21 protein-coding genes are annotated in these 18,528 nt (G+C 64.7%); 6 read left to right on the forward strand and 15 right to left on the reverse strand.

Features of this window, described 5'->3' with window-relative positions; genetic code table 11:
- Positions 1–180 precede the first annotated feature (180 nt).
- The gene (locus tag O9320_19865) at positions 181–813 is read left to right on the forward strand and encodes a response regulator (GenBank protein MCZ8313108.1); all 633 of its coding nucleotides are present in this window, start codon (positions 181–183) and stop codon (positions 811–813) included.
- Here O9320_19865 and O9320_19870 read toward each other — a convergent pair.
- The 9 genes from O9320_19870 to O9320_19910 form a co-directional block, all read right to left on the reverse strand.
- Positions 810–1,247, reverse strand: coding sequence for a hypothetical protein (locus tag O9320_19870; protein ID MCZ8313109.1), 438 nt, complete (start codon positions 1,245–1,247; stop codon positions 810–812). The genes O9320_19865 and O9320_19870 overlap by 4 nt on opposite strands.
- 29 nt (positions 1,248–1,276) lie before the next feature.
- Positions 1,277–1,660 (reverse strand): DUF6152 family protein, encoded by a 384-nt coding sequence (locus O9320_19875; GenBank protein MCZ8313110.1) that lies wholly within the window; start codon positions 1,658–1,660, stop codon positions 1,277–1,279.
- 59 nt (positions 1,661–1,719) lie between these two features.
- Positions 1,720–2,502 (reverse strand): heme ABC transporter ATP-binding protein, encoded by a 783-nt coding sequence (locus O9320_19880; protein ID MCZ8313111.1) that lies wholly within the window; start codon positions 2,500–2,502, stop codon positions 1,720–1,722.
- Complete coding sequence (locus O9320_19885) at positions 2,499–3,509, reverse strand: iron ABC transporter permease (protein MCZ8313112.1); 1,011 nt, start codon at positions 3,507–3,509, stop codon at positions 2,499–2,501. Before O9320_19885 ends, O9320_19880 begins: the two co-directional genes overlap by 4 nt.
- Positions 3,506–4,393: an ABC transporter substrate-binding protein gene (locus O9320_19890; GenBank protein MCZ8313113.1), complete on the reverse strand. Its 888-nt coding sequence runs from the start codon at positions 4,391–4,393 to the stop codon at positions 3,506–3,508. The genes O9320_19885 and O9320_19890 overlap by 4 nt, the downstream gene beginning before the upstream one ends.
- A 3-nt stretch (positions 4,394–4,396) precedes the next feature.
- On the reverse strand, positions 4,397–5,440 hold the full coding sequence (locus O9320_19895; protein ID MCZ8313114.1) for a hemin-degrading factor: 1,044 nt from the start codon (positions 5,438–5,440) through the stop codon (positions 4,397–4,399).
- 20 nt (positions 5,441–5,460) lie between these two features.
- A complete protein-coding gene (locus O9320_19900; GenBank protein MCZ8313115.1) occupies positions 5,461–6,324 on the reverse strand; it encodes a TonB family protein in 864 nt (287 codons plus the stop codon).
- Complete coding sequence (locus O9320_19905) at positions 6,325–8,349, reverse strand: TonB-dependent hemoglobin/transferrin/lactoferrin family receptor (GenBank protein MCZ8313116.1); 2,025 nt, start codon at positions 8,347–8,349, stop codon at positions 6,325–6,327.
- Between the two features lie 93 nt (positions 8,350–8,442).
- Positions 8,443–8,622, reverse strand: coding sequence for a hemin uptake protein HemP (locus O9320_19910; protein ID MCZ8313117.1), 180 nt, complete (start codon positions 8,620–8,622; stop codon positions 8,443–8,445).
- A 107-nt stretch (positions 8,623–8,729) separates the two neighbouring features.
- On the opposite strand from O9320_19910, the gene O9320_19915 reads away from it, so the two are divergent.
- The 3 genes from O9320_19915 to O9320_19925 all read left to right on the forward strand — a co-directional run bounded on the left by O9320_19915 (position 8,730) and on the right by O9320_19925 (position 11,194).
- A complete protein-coding gene (locus O9320_19915; protein ID MCZ8313118.1) occupies positions 8,730–9,686 on the forward strand; it encodes a LysR family transcriptional regulator in 957 nt (318 codons plus the stop codon).
- Between the two features lie 105 nt (positions 9,687–9,791).
- The gene (locus O9320_19920; GenBank protein ID MCZ8313119.1) at positions 9,792–10,226 is read left to right on the forward strand and encodes a DoxX family protein; all 435 of its coding nucleotides are present in this window, start codon (positions 9,792–9,794) and stop codon (positions 10,224–10,226) included.
- Positions 10,227–10,348: 122 nt separating this feature from the next.
- The gene (locus O9320_19925; GenBank protein MCZ8313120.1) at positions 10,349–11,194 is read left to right on the forward strand and encodes an ureidoglycolate lyase; all 846 of its coding nucleotides are present in this window, start codon (positions 10,349–10,351) and stop codon (positions 11,192–11,194) included.
- 6 nt (positions 11,195–11,200) lie between these two features.
- Here O9320_19925 and O9320_19930 read toward each other — a convergent pair whose 3' ends face one another.
- From O9320_19930 to O9320_19950, 5 genes are all read right to left on the reverse strand, one after another.
- Positions 11,201–11,527, reverse strand: coding sequence for a septum formation initiator family protein (locus O9320_19930; protein ID MCZ8313121.1), 327 nt, complete (start codon positions 11,525–11,527; stop codon positions 11,201–11,203).
- A gap of 92 nt (positions 11,528–11,619) precedes the next feature.
- Positions 11,620–13,788, reverse strand: coding sequence for a TRAP transporter permease (locus tag O9320_19935; protein MCZ8313122.1), 2,169 nt, complete (start codon positions 13,786–13,788; stop codon positions 11,620–11,622).
- 79 nt (positions 13,789–13,867) lie between these two features.
- A complete protein-coding gene (locus O9320_19940; protein MCZ8313123.1) occupies positions 13,868–14,842 on the reverse strand; it encodes a TAXI family TRAP transporter solute-binding subunit in 975 nt (324 codons plus the stop codon).
- Between the two features lie 87 nt (positions 14,843–14,929).
- On the reverse strand, positions 14,930–16,210 hold the full coding sequence (gene eno, locus O9320_19945; protein MCZ8313124.1) for a phosphopyruvate hydratase: 1,281 nt from the start codon (positions 16,208–16,210) through the stop codon (positions 14,930–14,932).
- A gap of 25 nt (positions 16,211–16,235) precedes the next feature.
- A complete protein-coding gene (locus O9320_19950) occupies positions 16,236–16,946 on the reverse strand; it encodes a haloacid dehalogenase type II (GenBank protein ID MCZ8313125.1) in 711 nt (236 codons plus the stop codon).
- A 72-nt stretch (positions 16,947–17,018) separates the two neighbouring features.
- On the opposite strand from O9320_19950, the gene cdd reads away from it, so the two are divergent.
- Positions 17,019–17,813 (forward strand): cytidine deaminase, encoded by a 795-nt coding sequence (gene cdd / locus O9320_19955; protein ID MCZ8313126.1) that lies wholly within the window; start codon positions 17,019–17,021, stop codon positions 17,811–17,813.
- On the forward strand, positions 17,810–18,097 hold the full coding sequence (locus O9320_19960) for a GIY-YIG nuclease family protein (protein ID MCZ8313127.1): 288 nt from the start codon (positions 17,810–17,812) through the stop codon (positions 18,095–18,097). The genes cdd and O9320_19960 overlap by 4 nt, the downstream gene beginning before the upstream one ends.
- Here the strand turns inward: O9320_19960 and O9320_19965 are convergent.
- Entirely contained in the window at positions 18,042–18,494 is a 453-nt protein-coding gene (locus O9320_19965; protein ID MCZ8313128.1) for a hypothetical protein, read from the reverse strand. The two genes, O9320_19960 and O9320_19965, sit on opposite strands and share 56 nt — an antisense overlap.
- Positions 18,495–18,528: the final 34 nt, after the last annotated feature.

Raw genomic sequence — 18,528 nt, forward strand, 5'->3', positions numbered from 1 at the left:
GGTTTCCGCGCAGACGAAAGGGCCGGAATCTACCCATGCGCCGAATCGTGACTGAAAAAAGCCAATCGCCGGAGAGGGTTGTGGGCGGTTGCCCCCCCTTGCGCCATATCAAGGCGGGCTTGCGGGGTCGGCGGTATCCTGTTCCCGCATATCTGGAACAACCTGCAGATCGGAGCGCCCATGGCTGCCAATGCCGTCTACATCGTCGAGGACGATCGGGACGTCTGCACGATGCTGCACGCCGTGTTGGCCGACGAAGGCTTGACGGTCGAGGAATTCGACAGCGGCGAGGCCTTTGTCGCAGCCCATCCGTCCGGCGCGTTCGGGTGCCTCGTGGTCGATGCGGGGCTGCCCGGCATGAGCGGGCTTGAGCTTGTGCAGCGCCTGCGCGCCGGCGACTACCATCTCGCGGCGATCATGCTCACGGGCCAAGCCAATGTGCCGATGGCGGTCGAAGCGATGAAGGCCGGGGCCGTCGACTTCATGCAGAAGCCGGTTTCATGCAAGCATTTCGTCGCGACCGTACGCGCCGCCCTCGATGGGTTGCCGGCGCGCGAAGAGGCGCGCGGCCATTGCATCGACGCGGTGCGCAAGCTCAAAGGCCTTACGGCGCGCCAGAAGCAGGTGCTCGACATGATCGTGGCCGGTGTCGCGAACAAAAACATCGCAGCCGATCTCGGCATCAGCCAGCGCACGGTCGAAAACCACCGCGCCGCGATCATGCGCAAATCGGCGTCGAAATCGCTGCCGGCCCTCGTCCGCCTCGTCGAATGGGCGAACCGCAGCTTTGAAGCGCAAGCACCCAAGCGCTAATAATACGCCGTAAAGATGCCGCCCGCGACGACGCCGAGCCAGGCGACCAGCGAGGCTACGGCGTTGAGACGCCCCGATGCCGCCGCAAGCCGGTGGAATGCGACCGCGTTCCATAGCGCAAAAACCAATGCGCCCATTTTGAAAAGAAAGGCGGGGTTGCGCGCATAGTGCGCAGCCCCGGTCGAAAACATCGCCAAGCCCGCGACGAGCGCAAGTGCGGCCCCCGTCAGCGCCACCGGCAATGCAAAGCGCAGCACGGCTGCGCGATCGAGGGCCGATCCAAACCCGAGCAGGCGCAGATCCATCAGCACGACCGCCCCCACGGCGAGCGATGCGCCCACCGCGTGCAAGGTCGCGACGATCGGATAGGCCCATGTCGAGGCGCGCAAAGTTTGCGCAAACCCCGAGCCCTGCAGGGCGAGCAGCCAATCCACGCCGACGCCGCCGCGCGCGCGTTCGCCGCTTAGCGCAGCTCGGTCGTCTTGCCCGCCACCACGATGCGCTCGGCGCGCATCAGCCGCGCCGTCTGGCGGTGCGGATAGCCCTCGACCGTCGCGTCGGTGCCAAGGGCCAGCATCTCGCGCGACAGGCCGCGCGCCACCATGCGCGAGGGCGGTGCAAGCTCGATCGACCATTCGCCGCCGGCCTTGGTGAGGCGCAACTCGCCGTGCGGATTGTCGAAGGTCATGGCCGCAATGCGTCCGTTGAGGCGCAGAACCTGGCCGCTGTCGAAGCCCGACCAGCCATGATGCGCTTGGGCCGCTTTTGCCCCGACGAGGCTTGCGGCTGCCAAGGCAAGGGCCGAACGGCGCGACAGGGAACGGGCAATAGTTTTACGTTCTGACATGCGCATTTTCACTTTCGCTGATGGGGCTCGTCAGAATGTTGGCCTGCCGCCCCCGCCCGTCAAGGGCCGCCATCGCTTTTGAATGCAAGAAGTGCCTGGCGCTTGCCTGCCGCAACCCACATGGAATCCATTTCAAAGACGGACTTTACGGTCGCCTCGTCCAGCGCTGCAGCCGGTGCGCCGTCGGCAACGATGCGCCCCTTTGAGATCACGGCAATGCGATCGCAATAAAGAGATGCCGTGAACAGATCATGCAGAACCGCAACGACCACAGCCCCGGCCTCGGCAAGGCGGCGTGCCACCTGCAAGACGCGATGTTGGTGCGAAAGATCGAGGCTGGCGGTCGGTTCGTCAAGCAGCAAGGCTGCCGATCGCACACCGTCGATCTGTGCGAGGACCCGCGCCAGTTGAACGCGCTGTTGCTCGCCGCCCGAGAGGGTCGCGTAGTTGCGCGCGTCCAAGTGCGCAACGTCGGCGACATGCAAGGCGCGCGCGATAGCCGCCGAATTCTGAGCGCGCGAAACGACGTTCTCGTGCGGCAATCGCCCGAGTTCGACGACGTCGCGTACCGCGATCTCGAACGCCATGGCGCTCTGCTGCGGCAAAACTGCGCGGCATCGCGCCAGTTCGGCGCCGGACCATTGTGCTACCTGCCGCCCCGAAATCGATACCGCCCCCGTTGTGGCCCGCTGTTCGCCCGCCAACAGGCGCAGCAGCGTCGACTTGCCTGCACCGTTAGGTCCCACGAGACCCAAGAACGTGCCGGCCGCGATCTCGAGATTGACGTAGTCGAGCAAGTTCTTGCCGCCGACCCGCAAACCGACCTCTACCGCCGAAATCATATGGCAAGACGCCTTTTGCTGCGGGCAACCATCGCCGCGAAAAACGGTGCGCCGATCGCGGCCGTCACAAGACCGACGGGCAGTTCCGCAGGTGCGACCACGAGCCGCGCAAACGTATCGGCCGCGACAAGCAATGCGGCACCCGCGAGCGTCGATACGGGCAGCAAAAGACGATGGCCCGGCCCCAGAAACATCCGCGCAATGTGCGGCACGACCAGCCCGACGAAGCCGATCGGCCCGACGCAGGAGACCACCGCCCCGACCGCCAGGGCAACGCAGCCGATCACGCCTGCCTTGAGCGTCTCGATGCCGACGCCAAGATGAACGGCCTCGCGTTCGCCGAGCATCAGCGCATCGAGCCCGCGCGCGAAAAAGGGCAGCCCAACGAGCAGCAACGCGGCAAACGGCACCAGGATCCATATCCGGATTGCGGTCGCACCGCCGACGCTGCCCATCAGCCACAGCGAGATGTCGCGCAGTTGGCGGTCGTCGCTCGCGTAAACGACGATGCCGGTCAGCGACATCGCCAATGCGTTGACCGCAATGCCCGCAAGCAGCAACGTCGCGACCGGCGTTCGACCGTCGCTGCGCGCAATGCGGCTCACGAGCAAGGCCGCCGCCAGGCCGCCGATGAAACCCGTGGCCGGCAGCGCCCAGACCGACAAGGCGGCGAACCCGAAGAATATTGCCGACACGGCCCCCAAAGAAGCACCGCCGGCGATTCCCAGCACGCCCGGATCGGCCAACGGATTGCGAAACAGTCCCTGGGTCAAAGCGCCCGCAAGTCCAAGAACGGCACCCGCCAAGGCCGCAAGGATGGCGCGCGGCATACGCAGCGCACCCACGACCGCCACGGCCTGCGGCTCGGCCGCGACCGGCAAACCCGCCAATTGGCCAAGCGCGCCGATCACATCGCCGACCGGCAACCGCACAGGCCCCAAGGCAAGTGCGCCGACCAGTGCGAGGGCCAGCAAGGCTGCGGCGACGAGCGGCGCAAACCGCCTCAAAAACCAGCCTCCAGCCATGGCCGATGCGGCAACGTAGGGATCGGGCTGGCGGGATGGATTGCGGCGGCGAGGTCGCGCAACGCATGGGCCGTGCGCGGCCCGAAGCCCAGCAGATAGACGGAATCGTAGGATAGAACCTGCACCCTGCCCGACCGCGCAAGAACCGCAAAGGCCGGCAACGCAAGCAGGGCCTCGCGCCCCCCCAAGGCGGCAAGACTTTGCTCGGTCGTCAGCACGAAATCCGGTGCCGCAGTTGCAAAGGCTTCGGGCGTCAGCGGCTTGTAGCCGCGATAGGCATCGACAGCATTGATCCCACCGGCCGCCACGATCATGGCCGAGGCCCCCGTGTCGCGGCCCGAAACCATCGGCACCGCCGATCCTGCCGCCAGCAAAAACAGCACGCGCGGCTTGGGTCCAGCCGCTGGAATTGCATGCTGCACGCGGGCGATGTCGGACAGAAACGTCACCTGCAAAGCTGCCGCTTCGCTCTCTTTGCCGGTTGCGCTGCCCACCATTGCGATGCGTGCCGCAACCGCCTCGGGCTCGAAGCCTTCGCGCGCGCGCAGCACCGCCAGTCCGGCACTGCGCAACTGCTCCAGAACCGCCGGCGGCCCGGCATCCTCGGTCGCGAGCATCAGATTGGGCCGCAGCGACAGGATCCCTTCGGCCGACAGCGCGCGCAAATAGCCGATCTGCGGCAAAACGCTTGCGCGCGTCGGAAACAGGCTCGTCGAATCAACCCCGACGAGCCTGTCGCCGGCGCCAAGCGCGTGCACGATTTCAGTGAGGCCGCTGCCGGCGGCGACGATGCGTTGCGGCGTTTCGCCCGCCACACAGATCGTCGCCGCCGACAGGCAGAACAAGCCGGCAAGAACTGCGCGCATCGATCAGGACTCCGCCAGAGCGGCGGTCAATGTGCGCCAATCGGCGCGCTCGCTCTCGCCGGGTTTGCGTTTGCCAAAAAGCATCGCGATCGTCTCGCCCGCATCGTCGAATGCCTCGACAGACGTGACGACGCCGTCGGCCGTCGGCTTGCGCACGAGCCAAGTCGAAGCGATGCCGGTTTCGCGCAGATGGAGATTGAAGGCCGGGTCCAACACATTGAACCAGTCGCCGGTGGCCTTCAGGCGTTCGACAGGGCCGGTATGGATCTGGATGCAGCCGGCATTTCCGACGAAGACCATAATCGGCACGCCCCACGTTGCGGCCGCCTCGAGCACGCGCCGCACCGCACCGACAGCCAAAGGACGGGCCAAGTCTTCGCCCACGAGCCGCATCGCCTGCACGCGCTCCGCACCGAACCGCTTGAGGAGGCCGAAAAAATCGTGGGTATCTTTGAGGGATTCCCAACCGGCGCGCAGAGCCGCCGCGTCGATCTGCGAGTCAGGTCGCGCAGGCTTGCGCACGGGCGGGGGCGCAAAGTCGACATCCGCATCCGCGTCGCTGTCCGCAAACGCATCGACGAGTGCGTGCCACGCCGGCATGTTCGTTTCGGGCGTGGCATGGATCTTGTGAACGGCGCGCCCCATCGCATCGAAGAACTGGAGGCTCGGGCGACGCGGCTGCGACGCCTTCGGAAACACCGCATAGGCATGGCGCCATTGCGACAGAAAAAGGCGCAGATCGATCTGCTCGCCGACGAACAATCCCATCGCACCGGAGACGCTGAGATTGCGATAGACGCCGTGCCGTTCGTGCACGGCGTGGCGATTGCGCGTCAACGCCATCACGTCGCCGAGCGCTTCGGTGCAGGCGAGCAGATTGGCCCAGTCGGGACGCAAGCGCACTGTCCGGACTTCGGGGTCGATCAGCAGCAATCTTGCCTCCGCAACGTCGAGCTGCTCGGCGGCATCGTAGATGCGCAGTCCGGGCCTGACCTTCGCAAGCGCTGCCCACCGGTCTGAAAGCGCGTTCGATACGGCTTGTGTCATCTGTCTTTCCTCTTCTCGAGTCATCTAAGTTCGAAACGAACGGGCACCTCGACCCATGCCGCAACTGCGACCGCACCCTCGCGTGCAGGCTCGAATTTCCAGCCGCGCGCCGCGGCAATGGCGGCATCGTCCAAAAGACGCAGGCCCGAGGACGCCCAGACGACGATCTCGGCCGCAGCGCCGTCGGCATCGACCAATGCCCGCAGAATCGTCGTGCCGCGCAGATCGAGTTCGATCGCCCGGCGCGGGTAGATAGGCGGCGCTGGCGGCGCGCGGAATCGCGCAGCACGCATGACCGGTGCTTGCGCAACCGACACCTCGCCCGCCGCTGGGCCCGCCATTTGACCTGCCGTTGAATCGGTGCGCATTGGCTCCGCCGCGCGGGCCGATGTCGATGCCTGCGCCGCCGCAGCGGGCGCATCGGACGAAATGTCGGCGATCGCCGCATTCGTCCCGCTTGTCGCCGTCTGGCTCTCGGCCCGAAGGTCGGGCGAGGGTTGCGTTTTTGCGTGCAGAGCCTCCGACAGCGCCGAAGGGGCCTTTAGGCTGGGCGCCTTCGGGGTTGGGGCCTTGGGCGTCGCGCTTTTTGCGATCGCACTTTGAGTGACGGGTTCGCGCGGCTGTGGAATTTCAACCTGTGCGGGCGGCAAAGGCGGCGGCGGCTCCGCCTCCGCCAAATCAGGCAGCGCCACATCTTTCTCGGGCAACGCAACCAGCGGCACTTCGACCACCATGTAAGTCGCGCGCGCGGGCTCGACGGTCGGCGGTGCCGGGCCGAGCCCGGCAGTCGCGACCGCGATGGCCCCGACCGCAAATCCGTGCGCCGCCAGCGAGACGAATGCCGCACGCGCGTCGAAATGGGAAGATGCGGAACGCATGGCCATCTAGAAGCGATAGCTCATCGACATTTTCACATTGCGGCCGACCTCGTAAAAAAGCGGGCTCGGCGTCGAATTCCAGTTCGAGCGGCGGTAGAGCTTGTCGAATACGTTGTCGACGCCGACATCGAAGCGGAAATCCGCGAGTGCACCCTCTTCCGGGGCATAGGTGGCGAATACGTCGTGGACGGCGTATCCGCCGGTTGCCGCCGTGCCTGTCGGCACGCGCGTTTGCGGGCGCGCAAGGACCGTGCGCGCACCCACCAGCCAGCCGCTTTCAAGCCAACGTCGGCCCACTGTCGCCGTGAATTTGTCGGCCGGCGTGTCGGCCAGCGGTTGGCTTGTGCTGACATTTTGTCCGCGCAGGACGGTGGCGCCGAGCGCGCTGAAATAGTTGCCCGAATCGTATCGCAATTCGGCTTCGGCACCCTGGATGCGGGCACTCGGCACGTTCGACGTGGTGGTCGTCGTCGAATTGACGGTCTCCTGAATGTAGTCGCTGATGTCGTTGACGAAATACGCCGCGCGCGCGCGCAGGCGGTCGTTCGCGGCGAACACGTCGCTGAATTTCAGATTCGCGCCCGCCTCCTTGTTCGCCGCCGTCTCCGGCTTGAGGTTTGGATTGGGCACGAACACGTTGCCCGGAAAATGCGTGCCGCTCACGAAGCGCTCCGAGAGCGAAGGTACGCGGAACGCTTCGGCGTAGCTCAGATAGGGGGCGAACCACGGTGTGGCTTGGAAGGCGATGCTGGCCTTCGGCGAGAATCGACTTTCGTCCTTCGTCGTCGAATTGTTGTCGGCCTCCTGCTTGAACGAGTCGAAGCGCAGGCCCGGCGTGAAGGTGACGCGCTTGAAGAGTTCGATTTCGTTCTGCACGAAGGCGCCGAGGATGGATTGCGTTGCGCCGGGATACTCGGTGCGCGGCGCGCCATTTCGCGTCGAACGCTGGGTATCGCGGTAGCCGTCGAGCCCGAATGTCAGCGCCTGGGCGTCGAACGCGCCGAGGGCGAAACGCGCCGTGTTCTGCAGATCGAAGCCGTTCGTCGCCAAACCCGTCTCGTCGAAGCGCGCGGCTGCACCCGGCACGCGCTTCTCGGAGATGTCGACTTCGTTGCGGTACACGGCAAGCTTCGCGTCGACCAACGGCGAACTTGCCGACGCATAGCCCCAATTGACCACATAGGATCGCTGGAGGGTGTCGCGGTCGGCGATGACGAGGTTCGACGTGCCGCCGGCATTCGCTTCGGTCGGCAGAGTATGGTCGTTGCGGAACTGGACTGTCGAAATGCCGAGCGTATGGCCGTTGCGCTCGAGCTTGCCCTTCAGAAGACCGCTCCAGATCTCGTCGCCCGACCAGGGTATCTCGGTCGAGTTCGCGTCTTCCAAATTGCCGTTGCTGCGCCGCGAGATATTGCCGACGATCTGGGCGCCGTCGTTGCGGACCGCCCCGGTCAGGCTTGCCAAGCGCTGCGAATTGTTGGTCTGGTAGCCGATCTTCGCGCGGCCGCCGATGGTCGCACCTTGCTTGAGAACGTCTTCGGCGTCGATCGTGCGCAGATTGACGGCCCCGCCGAGCGCGCCGCTGCCGTACAGCACCGAGCTCGGTCCGCGCACAACGTCGACCTGCTTCAAGAGATCGCTGTCGACGAACATGCGACCGCGATGGCCGGAAGAAAAATTGTTCCGCACGCCGTCGAGCCGTAGCACGACGCGCTCGTCGCCGAGACCGCGTACCGACACCTGCTTCGCCGAGTTACGCGGCACGCCGCTCACATCGACCCCGGTCATGTCCTTGAGCAGATCGTCGATGCTTTGCCCTTGGCGCTGCTCGATCTCCTCGCGCTCGACGACCGAAACCGCCGCGGGCGTGTCGCCGGCAACACGCGGCGTACGCGTGGCCGAACTTGTGACCGCATCGAGCGGCGTTGCAGGAAGGGTGGTCTGGGCGGGAAGCGCGGTTTGGGCATGGGCGGCGCCGGCGAAAACGGCAGCGCCGACGACGATCGCGGGAATGCAGGAAAGATGGGCCAACGCAGGACTCCTCGGATTTTGAGAGGACCTTGGCTGGCTGACGGCTTCCGATTTGGAAGGGCTTGCTTGCTAGGTTTGGAATTTCGTTCGGTGCTATTTTGTCAGCAGCAATTTTCCGTTGCCGGTGATGCGCAGTCGGTAGTCGACGTCGAAATGACGAATCACGAGCTCCTTGGCATCGCCAAACAGATCGCCGCTGGCAACGCGCTTTGCCTCGGTCGTTGCGTGCGCAGCAAGTTGGAGACGCGTCCGGTTTTCGTTCGTTTGCACCATCACAACGGACAAATAGCGCAGCTCGATCTTAATTGCAAGTGATTCGCATTCTCATAATTCCGTCCCTTTTCCAACTTTCGCGCGGCACCTGTTAGACTGCGGCCGCCATGGATCGTTTTGTTTCGCTCAAAGCCTTTGTCGCCGTCGTCAATACAGGTTCGTTTGCGGCGGCGGCGGCCAAGCTCGGCCTGTCGCGCGCGATGACCACGAAACACATCCAAACACTCGAAGAAACGCTCGGCGCCCGCCTGCTGAACCGCACCACGCGGCGCCTTGCATTGACCGAAGCTGGGCGCGCCTTCCATGCCCGCAGCGAGCGCATCCTGGCCGACCTCGAAGAGGCCGAAGCTGCCGTCGGCGACGCGACCGCAATACCCAAGGGACTGCTGCGCGTGGCCGCCCCAATGTCGTTCGGCGTGCTGCATCTGGGGACCGCCATCGCCGACTTCATGTGCGCATGTCCGGAAATGGCCGTCGAATTGCTGCTCAACGACCGCACGGTCGATCTGATCGAAGAAGGCGTGGACGTGGCCGTGCGCATCGGCCGGCTTGCGGACTCCTCGCTGATCGCCAAGCGCATCGCGCCCGCGCGCATCGCCCTTTGTGCCGCACCCGAATATCTTGTACGCCACGGCACGCCCGCAACGCCCGAAGATCTCGTCAAACACGCGTGCCTCGAATACACACTCGCCGCCCGCGGTCAGGAATGGGCCTTTGTCGATGCAGAAGGGCGCAGCAAAACGGTGCGCGTCGCGGGGCCACTAAAAGCCAACAACGGCGAAGTGCTGATGGCGGCCGCGCTTGCTGGGCGCGGCATTGCGTATCTCCCGACATTCATGACAGGGGCGCATCTGGCGGCCGGACGACTGGTACGCGTCCTCGCACCGGCATGGCAGCCTGAGGACATCGCGATCTTCGCGGTCTATCCGCCGACGCGCCATCTCTCGGCCAAGGTGCGGCGCTTCGTCGATTTTCTCGGCGATCGCTTTGCCGCACCGGCTTGGGACGCCGAAGCCGAGATCGCCGCGCGGCCGACCAAGCGCGCCGCTGGCGGCCGCAAATAATTTCTGATCAAGAAACAATTAATTGAAATCAATCTGTATTATCAATTCGGCAGCCACAGCGCATTGTCCGTTCATCGCAACACCCACTTCCAACGGAGATTTCCGATGAACGACACAGCCAATGCCGCCAACGCCGCCTATGCCGCCCTCCTGCTGCGCGTCAGCATGGGCGTCCTGTTTCTCGCCCATGCGGGCCTCAAGCTTTTCGTCTTCACGATGCCCGGTACGGTCGGCTTTTTCGAATCGATCGGCTATCCCGCCATCGTCGCCTATCTCGTCGTCGGCGGCGAATTGCTCGGCGGTGCCGCTTTGATCGCGGGCATCCAAGTGCGCCTCGTCTCAGCCGCCTTGATCCCGATCATGCTCGGCGCCCTGCTCGTGCATCTGCCCAATGGCTGGGTGTTCTCGGCAGCCAATGGCGGCTGGGAGTTCCCGGCGCTTTGGACGGTGCTGCTGGTCGTGCAGGCCTTGCTGGGTGCGGGTGCGTACGCCGTGCGCCTGCCCTTCCTGCCCGAGATCGGTGCGCCCAAGGCCGCCTGAAGCAAATCCGAACGCCACGAACGGCCGATGCGCGGAAACCCGCGCATCGGCTGTTTTCGTTTGTACACATCCGGTGCTAACGTCTCGCCCGTCACGACAAAAAAAGCGGGAGAGACTCCACCATGAAATTGCTGCGATACGGCAACCCGGGCCACGAAAAGCCCGGCATGCTCGATGCCAAAGGCCAGCTGCGCGATCTGTCGCAAGTCTGCCACGACATTGCTGGCGAAACCCTGTCGCCGGCCGGCCTTGCCCGGCTTGCCAAAATCGATCCCGCCAGCCTGCCGCTCGTGGCGGGCAATCCGCGCTTGGGCGCATGTGTGTCGGGGATCGGCAAATTCATCTGCATCGGCCTCAACTATGCCGACCATGCGGCAGAATCGGGCCTGACCGTACCGCCGGAGCCGGTGCTGTTCCTCAAAGCCACGAGTGCGGTATGCGGCCCCAACGACGCCGTGATCATTCCGCGTGGTTCGATCAAGACCGATTGGGAAGTCGAGCTCGGCGTGGTGATCGGTACGGCCGGCAAATACATCGACGAAGCCAAAGCGCTCGACCATGTCGCGGGCTATTGCGTGATCAACGACGTGTCGGAGCGCGAGTTCCAGATCGAGCGCGCGGGCCAATGGGACAAGGGCAAAGGCTGCGACACGTTCGGCCCCACGGGCCCGTGGCTCGTGACCAAGGATGAAATCCCCGACCCGCAAGCGCTCGGCATGTGGCTCGACGTGGACGGCAAGCGCTACCAGAACGGCAGCACCAAGACGATGGTCTACGGCGTTGCGTTCCTGGTCGCGTATCTGTCGAAATTCTTCACGCTCCATCCGGGCGACGTGATCTCGACAGGCACGCCGCCGGGCGTGGGCATGGGCCAGAAGCCGCAAGTCTATCTGAAGGCGGGCCAGACGATGAAACTCGGCATCGACGGGCTCGGCACGCAGACCCAGCTGACGATCGCCGACATTTAAACGCGATCAGCGGCGATTGGCGGGCGCTTCCAAGATCACGAGTTCGTCGGGGCGCGTGAAATTGAGAAGTGCCCGCGTCTGCTCGTCGAGCATGTCGGGGTCGAGCGAGTCCGAACGCATCAGCGCCACGCGTTTTTCGAGGGCGACGCGCTCGGCGCGCACGTCGTCGAGATGCGCGCGCGCGATCTCGACCTGCTCGGCCAAACGCACATAGGCGTAGATGCCCCGCTCGCCTTCGAAGCTGTGATAGGCGAAATACCCGACCACGCAGAACCCCAAAACGGGGCCCACGGCGGCTTGCAGGCTTCGCATGAGGGCGGGCACAAATCGCATCGCGACTCGCAGCGAATCATGCAGCGACTCGACGCGTCAACCGTTTATTAAGGAGCGCTCGCCAAGCGATTCAGAAGATTCGGGTTTTTCGTTTAGCCCGGAAGTGCCGTGCCCGTGCGGCGCGCCAAAAATTGGCGAAATAGCACAGGCGCCGCAAGCACCGCTCCCAGTGCGGCACCCGACGCCGAGCCCGCGATGATGGGCAAGGCAGCGAGGCCGAGCAGCACCCGCTCCCATTTGGCGAGCGGTGCGAGCATCCAGCCCGCGAACGACGCCGACAGCAACGTGACGCTCGCCAGGCATGTCGACGACGCCATCAGGAACTTGAGCCACGTGAAATCCGGCACCATGACCAGGATCGAAGGCGAGAACACGAACACGAACGGCACCATGATTTTGCCGAGTGCGAGCCGGAAGGCCGTGTTGCCGGTGCGGAACGGATCGGCCCCCGCCATGCTCGCGCCTGCATAGGCGGCGATCGCCACCGGCGGCGTGATGTCGGCCAGAACGCCGTAGTAGAAAACGAAGAAGTGGGCGACGAGCGGTGTCACACCCAGCATGCCCAGGGCCGGAGTGGCGACCGTGACCATGATGATGTAGGTCGCCGTCGTCGGCACGCCGCAGCCCAGCATGATGCACACGACCGCCGTCAGCAGCAGCGTGAAGAACAGCGTGGCGGCCTTCACCTCGACGAGGGCAATGGGCAAGATGTCGACGAGTGCGCGCGCCCATTGCTCGGCCAACGACGTGACGATCCACGAGATTTTGAAGCCCACGCCCGTCAGCGTGACCACACCAACGATGATGCCGACGGTTGCCGCCGCCGCCCCCACGCCGATCGCGTATTTGGCGCCGAGCACGAAGGCATCGACAATCCCGGCGGCAAGGCGTCGCCCCTCGGTGCCGCGGCTCAAAATGCCGTGCGCGATCGCGGCGGCGCACAGCAACGCGGCTGCGAAATTGACGCCGGGCACGCGGAGCAACTCGCTGGGCGCCGCCACGATCATGAACAGCCCGAACACCAGGGCCGTTGGTCTGCGCCACCGTGCTAGGCCGACGATGAGGCAACCCGTGATGCCCCAGAACGCCGCGAGATATGGCGTGTAGCCGTTGAACAGCACGAGCACCAGCGCCACCAAAGGCGCCAAAGCGGGCCAATCCTCCGCAAACACGTCGCGCAGTTTCGGGATTTCGGCATCGGTGAGGCCGCGCATGCCCGAGCGTTTGGCCTCGAAATGCACCTGCATCAGCACGCCAAAAAAATGCACGAAGGCCGGGAAGATCGCGGCGATGACGATGGTCGAATAAGGCAGATTCAGAAACTCGACCATCAGGAAGGCGGCAGCACCCATGATCGGCGGCGTGATCTGCCCGCCGGTCGCGGCGGTCGATTCGACGGCGGCGGCAAAATGCCGCTGGTAGCCAAGCCGGATCATCATCGGGATGGTGAGCGAACCGACCGTCACCGTGTTGGCCACCGACGAGCCCGACAGCATGCCGAACATTGCCGAGCCAAAAATCGAAATCTTCGCAGGACCGCCGGCAAAGCGCCCGGCCCCCGCCGCCGCCACGCCCAGGAACAGCCGGCCAAGGCCGATGCGCGTCGCGAGCACGCCGAACAGCACGAAATGGAACACGTATGTGGCAACCACGCCCAAGGCCACGCCGTACACGCCCTGGCTCGTGAGATAAAGATGGTTGATAAGCGTGCTCCAGGTCGCACCCGGATGCAGGAAGATGCCCGGGAACCACGTACCGAAAATTGCATAGACCATCGCGAACATGGCGATCAGCGGCAAACCCCAGCCGATCGCACGCCGCGTGGCCTCGATCATCAGCAGAACGGTGAGCGAGCCCATCGCAACGTCGAGCGGCGACGGGTTGCCGACGCGGAACACGAGGTCTTCGAAAATATACGGCACGTAGAGGCTTGAGATTGCCGCAGCGGCGGCCATTAGCCAGTCGTAGATCGGAATGCCGCCGGGGCGCAGCAAGCTGCCGTCGTGCAATGTGCGCCCATCGCTGTGACGTGCCGAAAACACCAGGAAGATGAGGCCCAGCACGAACGCAAGATGGATGCCGCGATGCGTGACCTCGCGCAGCAGCCCGAACCCGGCCGTGTAGTAGTGGAAGAACGACAGGATTAGCAGCAACGCGCCGACAAACAGCCCGGTTCCGCCGGGCAGTTTGCGGAACTGCATCTCGGGATCGAGTTCTTCTTCGAGGCGCGCGAGTTCGTCGACGGTCGGCTGTTTGTGCATGTTCGGGGCAACGCCTTGATCCCCTCCCCCGGCTGTCCAACGAAAGGGCCGAGGGAGGGGCAACGAGAAACAACAGCCGTTACGTCATCAAGCCCGCTTCTTTGTAGAAGCGCGCAGCCCCTTCATGCAGCGGTACGCCCAAAAGGCCGCTCAAGGCGGTGGCTTTCTGGATCGACTTGCCCTTGGCGTGGCCGGCATCGAGGGCCGCACGCGTCTTGTCGCTCCACAGCGCCTTGGTCACGAGATAGACAAGTGCTGCCGGGATCTTCGACGACGTGACCCAGTGCGCACCCACTGCCACGGTCTTCACGGCACCGACGTCTTTGTACGTCCCCGCCGGGATTTCGTCGGCGGCAAAAAACGGGAAATCCTTGGTGAGCTTCTCGGCGCCCGCACCCACGATCGGCAGAATGTCGATGCCCGAGCCCGTCGAAGCGAGTTCCGAGATCGCAGCCGCCGGATAGCCGCCGGTGAAGAAGAACGCATCGACCGAGCCGTCCTTCATTTTTTCGGCCGCTTGGTTGGGCTTCAGATATTCGGCCGACACGTCGCGCTCGCCGATGCCGTAGGCACCCAGGATGGCCTTCGCGTTCACGAGCGTGCCCGAGCCCGGCTCGTCGAGCGAAACCTTTTTGCCGCGCAGATCGGCGAAGCTCTTCACGTTCGAGGCCTTGCGCACCACGAGATGAACGGACTCAGGATAGAGATTGGCGATCGAGCGCAGCTCTTGGATGCGCGGCTTGCCTTCGAAAATCCCGGTGCCGCTATAGGCCCAGAAGGCGACATCGGCCTGGGTGAAGCCGGACTCAGCCGCACCGCTAACGATCGCGTTCACGTTGGCGACCGACCCGTTGCTCGCCACGGCCGTCGAAATCACCTGCGGCGGTGTCGAGATCGCGTTGGCGATCAGGCCGCCGATCGGATAGTAGGTGCCGGCCGTGCCGCCCGTGCCGATGCGGAAAAAGGCCGGGGCTTGGGCAAAAGCACTCGACCCGGCGAATGCAAACGAACCCGTGAGGGCAAGAGCAGCGCGACGCGTAAGCTGGACGGACATTGGCGATCTCCTTCGAAGTCGTATTGTACGACTGTTTTGTGTCGAAGGATCGTGACCAATCGAGCGCCGCAGCGCAAGCAGAACCTCTCAGCCGACCTTCAGTGCGGCCCGGCCTGCGTAGCGCGCCTCAAAGCCGAGATTTTCCTCGATGCGGATCAGCTGGTTGTATTTGGCAAGCCGGTCCGAGCGCGACAGCGAGCCGGTTTTGATGAGGCCGCAATTGGTCGCAACGGCAAGATCGGCAATCGTCGCGTCCTCGGTCTCGCCGGAGCGGTGCGACATCACGGCCGTGTAGCCGGCACGCTGCGCCATCTCGACCGCTTCGAGCGTTTCGGACAGCGTGCCGATCTGGTTGACCTTGACGAGGATCGAATTGGCGAGACCTTTGCCAATACCCATCGCGAGGCGCTTGGGGTTCGTCACGAACAGATCGTCGCCGACGAGCTGCACCTTGCGGCCGAGCGCATCGGTCAGCGCTTTCCAACCATCGAAATCGTCTTCGGCCATGCCGTCTTCGATCGACACGATCGGATAGCGTTTGCAGAGGTCCGCGTAGAACGCGACCATACCGGCGGCGTCGAGCGTCTTGCCCTCGCCTTCCATCGCGTATTTGCCGTCCTTGAAGAATTCGGTCGAGGCACTGTCCAGCGCCAGCACCACGTCGGACCCGAGCTTGTAGCCTGCCGCTTCGACGGACTTCGCGATGAAACCGAGCGCTTCGTCGGCACTGCGCAGATTGGGCGCAAAGCCGCCCTCGTCGCCGACATTCGTCGCGAGCCCCGCATCGGACAGACGCTTTTTGAGCGCGTGGAAAACTTCCGCGCCGATGCGGATCGCTTCGGCGCACGTCGCACCGCCGACCGGCATGATCATGAATTCCTGGATGTCGATCGGATTGTCGGCATGCGCCCCGCCATTGATGATGTTCATCATCGGAACCGGCAGCACGTGCGCACGCGCACCGCCGACATAGCGGTAGAGCGGCAGATGGGCCGCCTGGGCGGCGGCCTTCGCGACCGCGAGGCTCACGCCTAGAATGGCATTGGCACCCAAGCGCGCTTTGTTGGGCGTGCCGTCGAGTTCGATCATTGTGCGGTCGATCTTGAGCTGCTCTTCGACCTCGAGGCCCGAGAGTGCATCGAACAACTCGCCATTCACGGCCGCGATGGCCTTCGACACACCCTTACCGAGATAGCGCTTCTTGTCGCCGTCGCGCAGTTCGACCGCCTCATGCGCCCCCGTCGATGCGCCCGAAGGAACTGCCGCGCGCCCGAGCGTGCCGTCCGCCAGCGTCACGTCCACTTCGACGGTCGGGTTGCCGCGCGAGTCCAGAATTTCGCGGGCACGGATATTGGCGATGGCGGTCATGGCGAAAAGTCTCTCCGGTTGGTCGTCAAACGCCGAGCTGGTCGGCCAAATCTTCGAGATCGCGCGCGATGTAGGTCCAGTCGCCTTCGGGCCCCAGATCGGCCTTCTGGGCCGGCCCGTATTCGGTCGGGCGATGAATGAAGGCGGTCAGCAGCCCGAGTGCTTGACCTGCGCGCAAATCGGCATTGTGTGCGGCCGTCAGCATCACCTCGCCCGGCTTGCAGCCGAGCATTTCGACCGCTCCCAGATAGGTCTGCGGCATCGGCTTGTAGGCCTTGAACACTTCGGTCGACAGCACCGTGTCCCACGGCAGCGAGGCGCGCTTGGCCATGTCGACCAGCAAGCGCACATTGCCGTTCGACAGCGGCGACAGGATGAATTTGGTCGCGAGGCGGTCGAGGCCTACCACCGTATCGGCCCACGGATCGAGCCGGTGCCAGGCGAAATTGAGATTGTCGGTCTCGGCCTCGCTCAGCGGCAGACCGAACTGCGCGCACAGCGTGACCAGCGTTTCGCGATGCAGCACGTCGAGCGGCACGTAAGGCCGCTTGCCGCTGCGCACCACTTCCATCGACGGCGAATAATTTGCGCGCCACGCGTCGGTGAAGGCGAGCGCATCGAGGGTCACCCCCTTGGCGGCCGCCATGGCCGCAACTTCGCGCGCCACGCAGGTGCGCCAATCGACGCAGGTGCCGAAAACATCGAACAGAATCGCGGTCGGGACGGGTTTTGCCATGGCGTTGCGGCAACGGCGTAGCAGACCGCCCGCGACGGGACAAGCCCGCCGTTGTTGCATTAGGATTGCATCATGACCGAAGCGCAGATTCGCACCGTTTTGCCGCCCGAAAAGAACTTGGCCGCCCTGCGCCGCTTGGCCCAGAGCGCACGCACGCTGGCCGATCCGCCGATCTCGAACTTTACCGTGGGTGCGGCCCTCGTGGGCGCGAAGACCGGGCGGGTCTATCTCGGCGGCAATATCGAGTTTCCGGGGGCGGCCATCGGCCAGTCGATCCATGCCGAGCAGGCGGCGTTTGCCAATGCTTGGCATGCCGGCGAGACCGGCATTGCCGCCCTCGTCGTCACCGCCATGCCGTGCGGCCATTGCCGCCAGTTTCTGTGGGAAACGCTCGCCCCCAAAGCCAAGCGCTTCAGCGTGACGGTGGGGCCGCGCACGCAGCGCATCGACAAGCTGCTCCCCCATGCGTTCGGCCCGGCCGATCTTGGCGGCAAACACGGGGCGATGTCGGCACCGCCCGCACGGCTTGCCGCGTCGGGCGATGCGCTCGTTGCCGCTGCGTGCGACGCCGCGCGCCGCAGCTACGCGCCGCACACGCGCGGCCATGCAGGGCTTGCTTTGCAATTGGCCGACGACAGCGTGTTTGCCGGCCGCTACGCCGAAAACGCCGCCTACAATCCGAGCCTGCCGCCGCTGCAAGCAGCGCTTATTCTGCGCCATCTTGCCGGCAGAAAGCACGTGCCGATCGCGCGTGCCGTGCTCGTCGCGGCCCCCGCCGCGATCGACCATGCGGTGCAGGCCGAAGCGCTGCTGGCGCTTGTTGCGCCCGGCATTGCGCTCGAGGTCGTGCGCGCGGCGCGCAAATGACGGGCGGCCATTTCGTCTACATGCTGATGAATTCGGCGCGCACGATCTACACGGGCTACGCAACCGACGTGGCGCGCAGGCTCGCCCAGCACAACGGCGAAAAGCCCGGCGGGGCCAAATTCACGCGCGGGCGCGGGCCCTGGCGGCTCGTGCATGCGGAAGAACATGCGAGCAAGAGCGCCGCCCAAAAGCGCGAGGCGGCCCTCAAGCGCGATCGCAAATTCAAAGCTACTCTGAAGAGCGCGGCAAAACCCGCGCGTCCGCCTCGGCGGGCGACGCCGTAGAGTCGCGAGAGGCAGCACGCAACCAGTCTTCCGCCGCTTCGACGCTGAGGAAATGCTGAAGCTCGAAATCGGCCGGCGCGTCGCCGATGCGATCGGCGATCAGCGTGGCAGCAAGCTTGGTCTGAAGATGGCCCGCTGCAGAGGTGTTCACGGTCGCGTAGCGGCGCGGCCTGAAATCGCGCAGCAGCGGACCGTCCAGGCCGGTGCGCACCGCCTGCAATTGCTGGCCGGAGGCTGGCGTCGTGAGGCCGCGCGCATCGACGATGATCGGCATCCCACAAACATAGTCGGGCATGCGCAGAAGCTCGGCGACAGCGCGCAAATACGCTCCGACGTCGTAGTCGCCACTTTGCGTCATGTAGACGACGTCGTTTCGGATGGTGACCGCGACGTCCATGGTTGCCCCAACCGGCAAGAAATTTCGGCAATGA

This window comes from Magnetospirillum sp., from assembly GCA_027532905.1.
In the GTDB taxonomy this organism is placed as follows: Bacteria; Pseudomonadota; Alphaproteobacteria; order CACIAM-22H2; family CACIAM-22H2; genus Tagaea.

Bases quoted from the DNA above. Each gene is read 5' to 3' on its own strand.
- O9320_19900 (MCZ8313115.1), bottom strand. From the start codon at position 6,324: ATGGCCATGCGTTCCGCATCTTCCCATTTCGACGCGCGTGCGGCATTC.
- eno (MCZ8313124.1), bottom strand. From the start codon at position 16,210: ATGACCGCCATCGCCAATATCCGTGCCCGCGAAATTCTGGACTCGCGC.
- O9320_19965 (MCZ8313128.1), bottom strand. From the start codon at position 18,494: ATGGACGTCGCGGTCACCATCCGAAACGACGTCGTCTACATGACGCAA.
- O9320_19875 (MCZ8313110.1), bottom strand. From the start codon at position 1,660: ATGTCAGAACGTAAAACTATTGCCCGTTCCCTGTCGCGCCGTTCGGCC.
- O9320_19910 (MCZ8313117.1), bottom strand. From the start codon at position 8,622: ATGGTGCAAACGAACGAAAACCGGACGCGTCTCCAACTTGCTGCGCAC.
- O9320_19930 (MCZ8313121.1), bottom strand. From the start codon at position 11,527: ATGCGATTTGTGCCCGCCCTCATGCGAAGCCTGCAAGCCGCCGTGGGC.
- O9320_19915 (MCZ8313118.1), top strand. From the start codon at position 8,730: ATGGATCGTTTTGTTTCGCTCAAAGCCTTTGTCGCCGTCGTCAATACA.
- O9320_19890 (MCZ8313113.1), bottom strand. From the start codon at position 4,393: ATGCGCGCAGTTCTTGCCGGCTTGTTCTGCCTGTCGGCGGCGACGATC.
- cdd (MCZ8313126.1), top strand. From the start codon at position 17,019: ATGACCGAAGCGCAGATTCGCACCGTTTTGCCGCCCGAAAAGAACTTG.
- O9320_19880 (MCZ8313111.1), bottom strand. From the start codon at position 2,502: ATGATTTCGGCGGTAGAGGTCGGTTTGCGGGTCGGCGGCAAGAACTTG.
- O9320_19935 (MCZ8313122.1), bottom strand. From the start codon at position 13,788: ATGCACAAACAGCCGACCGTCGACGAACTCGCGCGCCTCGAAGAAGAA.
- O9320_19940 (MCZ8313123.1), bottom strand. From the start codon at position 14,842: ATGTCCGTCCAGCTTACGCGTCGCGCTGCTCTTGCCCTCACGGGTTCG.
- O9320_19865 (MCZ8313108.1), top strand. From the start codon at position 181: ATGGCTGCCAATGCCGTCTACATCGTCGAGGACGATCGGGACGTCTGC.
- O9320_19960 (MCZ8313127.1), top strand. From the start codon at position 17,810: ATGACGGGCGGCCATTTCGTCTACATGCTGATGAATTCGGCGCGCACG.
- O9320_19950 (MCZ8313125.1), bottom strand. From the start codon at position 16,946: ATGGCAAAACCCGTCCCGACCGCGATTCTGTTCGATGTTTTCGGCACC.
- O9320_19895 (MCZ8313114.1), bottom strand. From the start codon at position 5,440: ATGACACAAGCCGTATCGAACGCGCTTTCAGACCGGTGGGCAGCGCTT.
- O9320_19925 (MCZ8313120.1), top strand. From the start codon at position 10,349: ATGAAATTGCTGCGATACGGCAACCCGGGCCACGAAAAGCCCGGCATG.
- O9320_19920 (MCZ8313119.1), top strand. From the start codon at position 9,792: ATGAACGACACAGCCAATGCCGCCAACGCCGCCTATGCCGCCCTCCTG.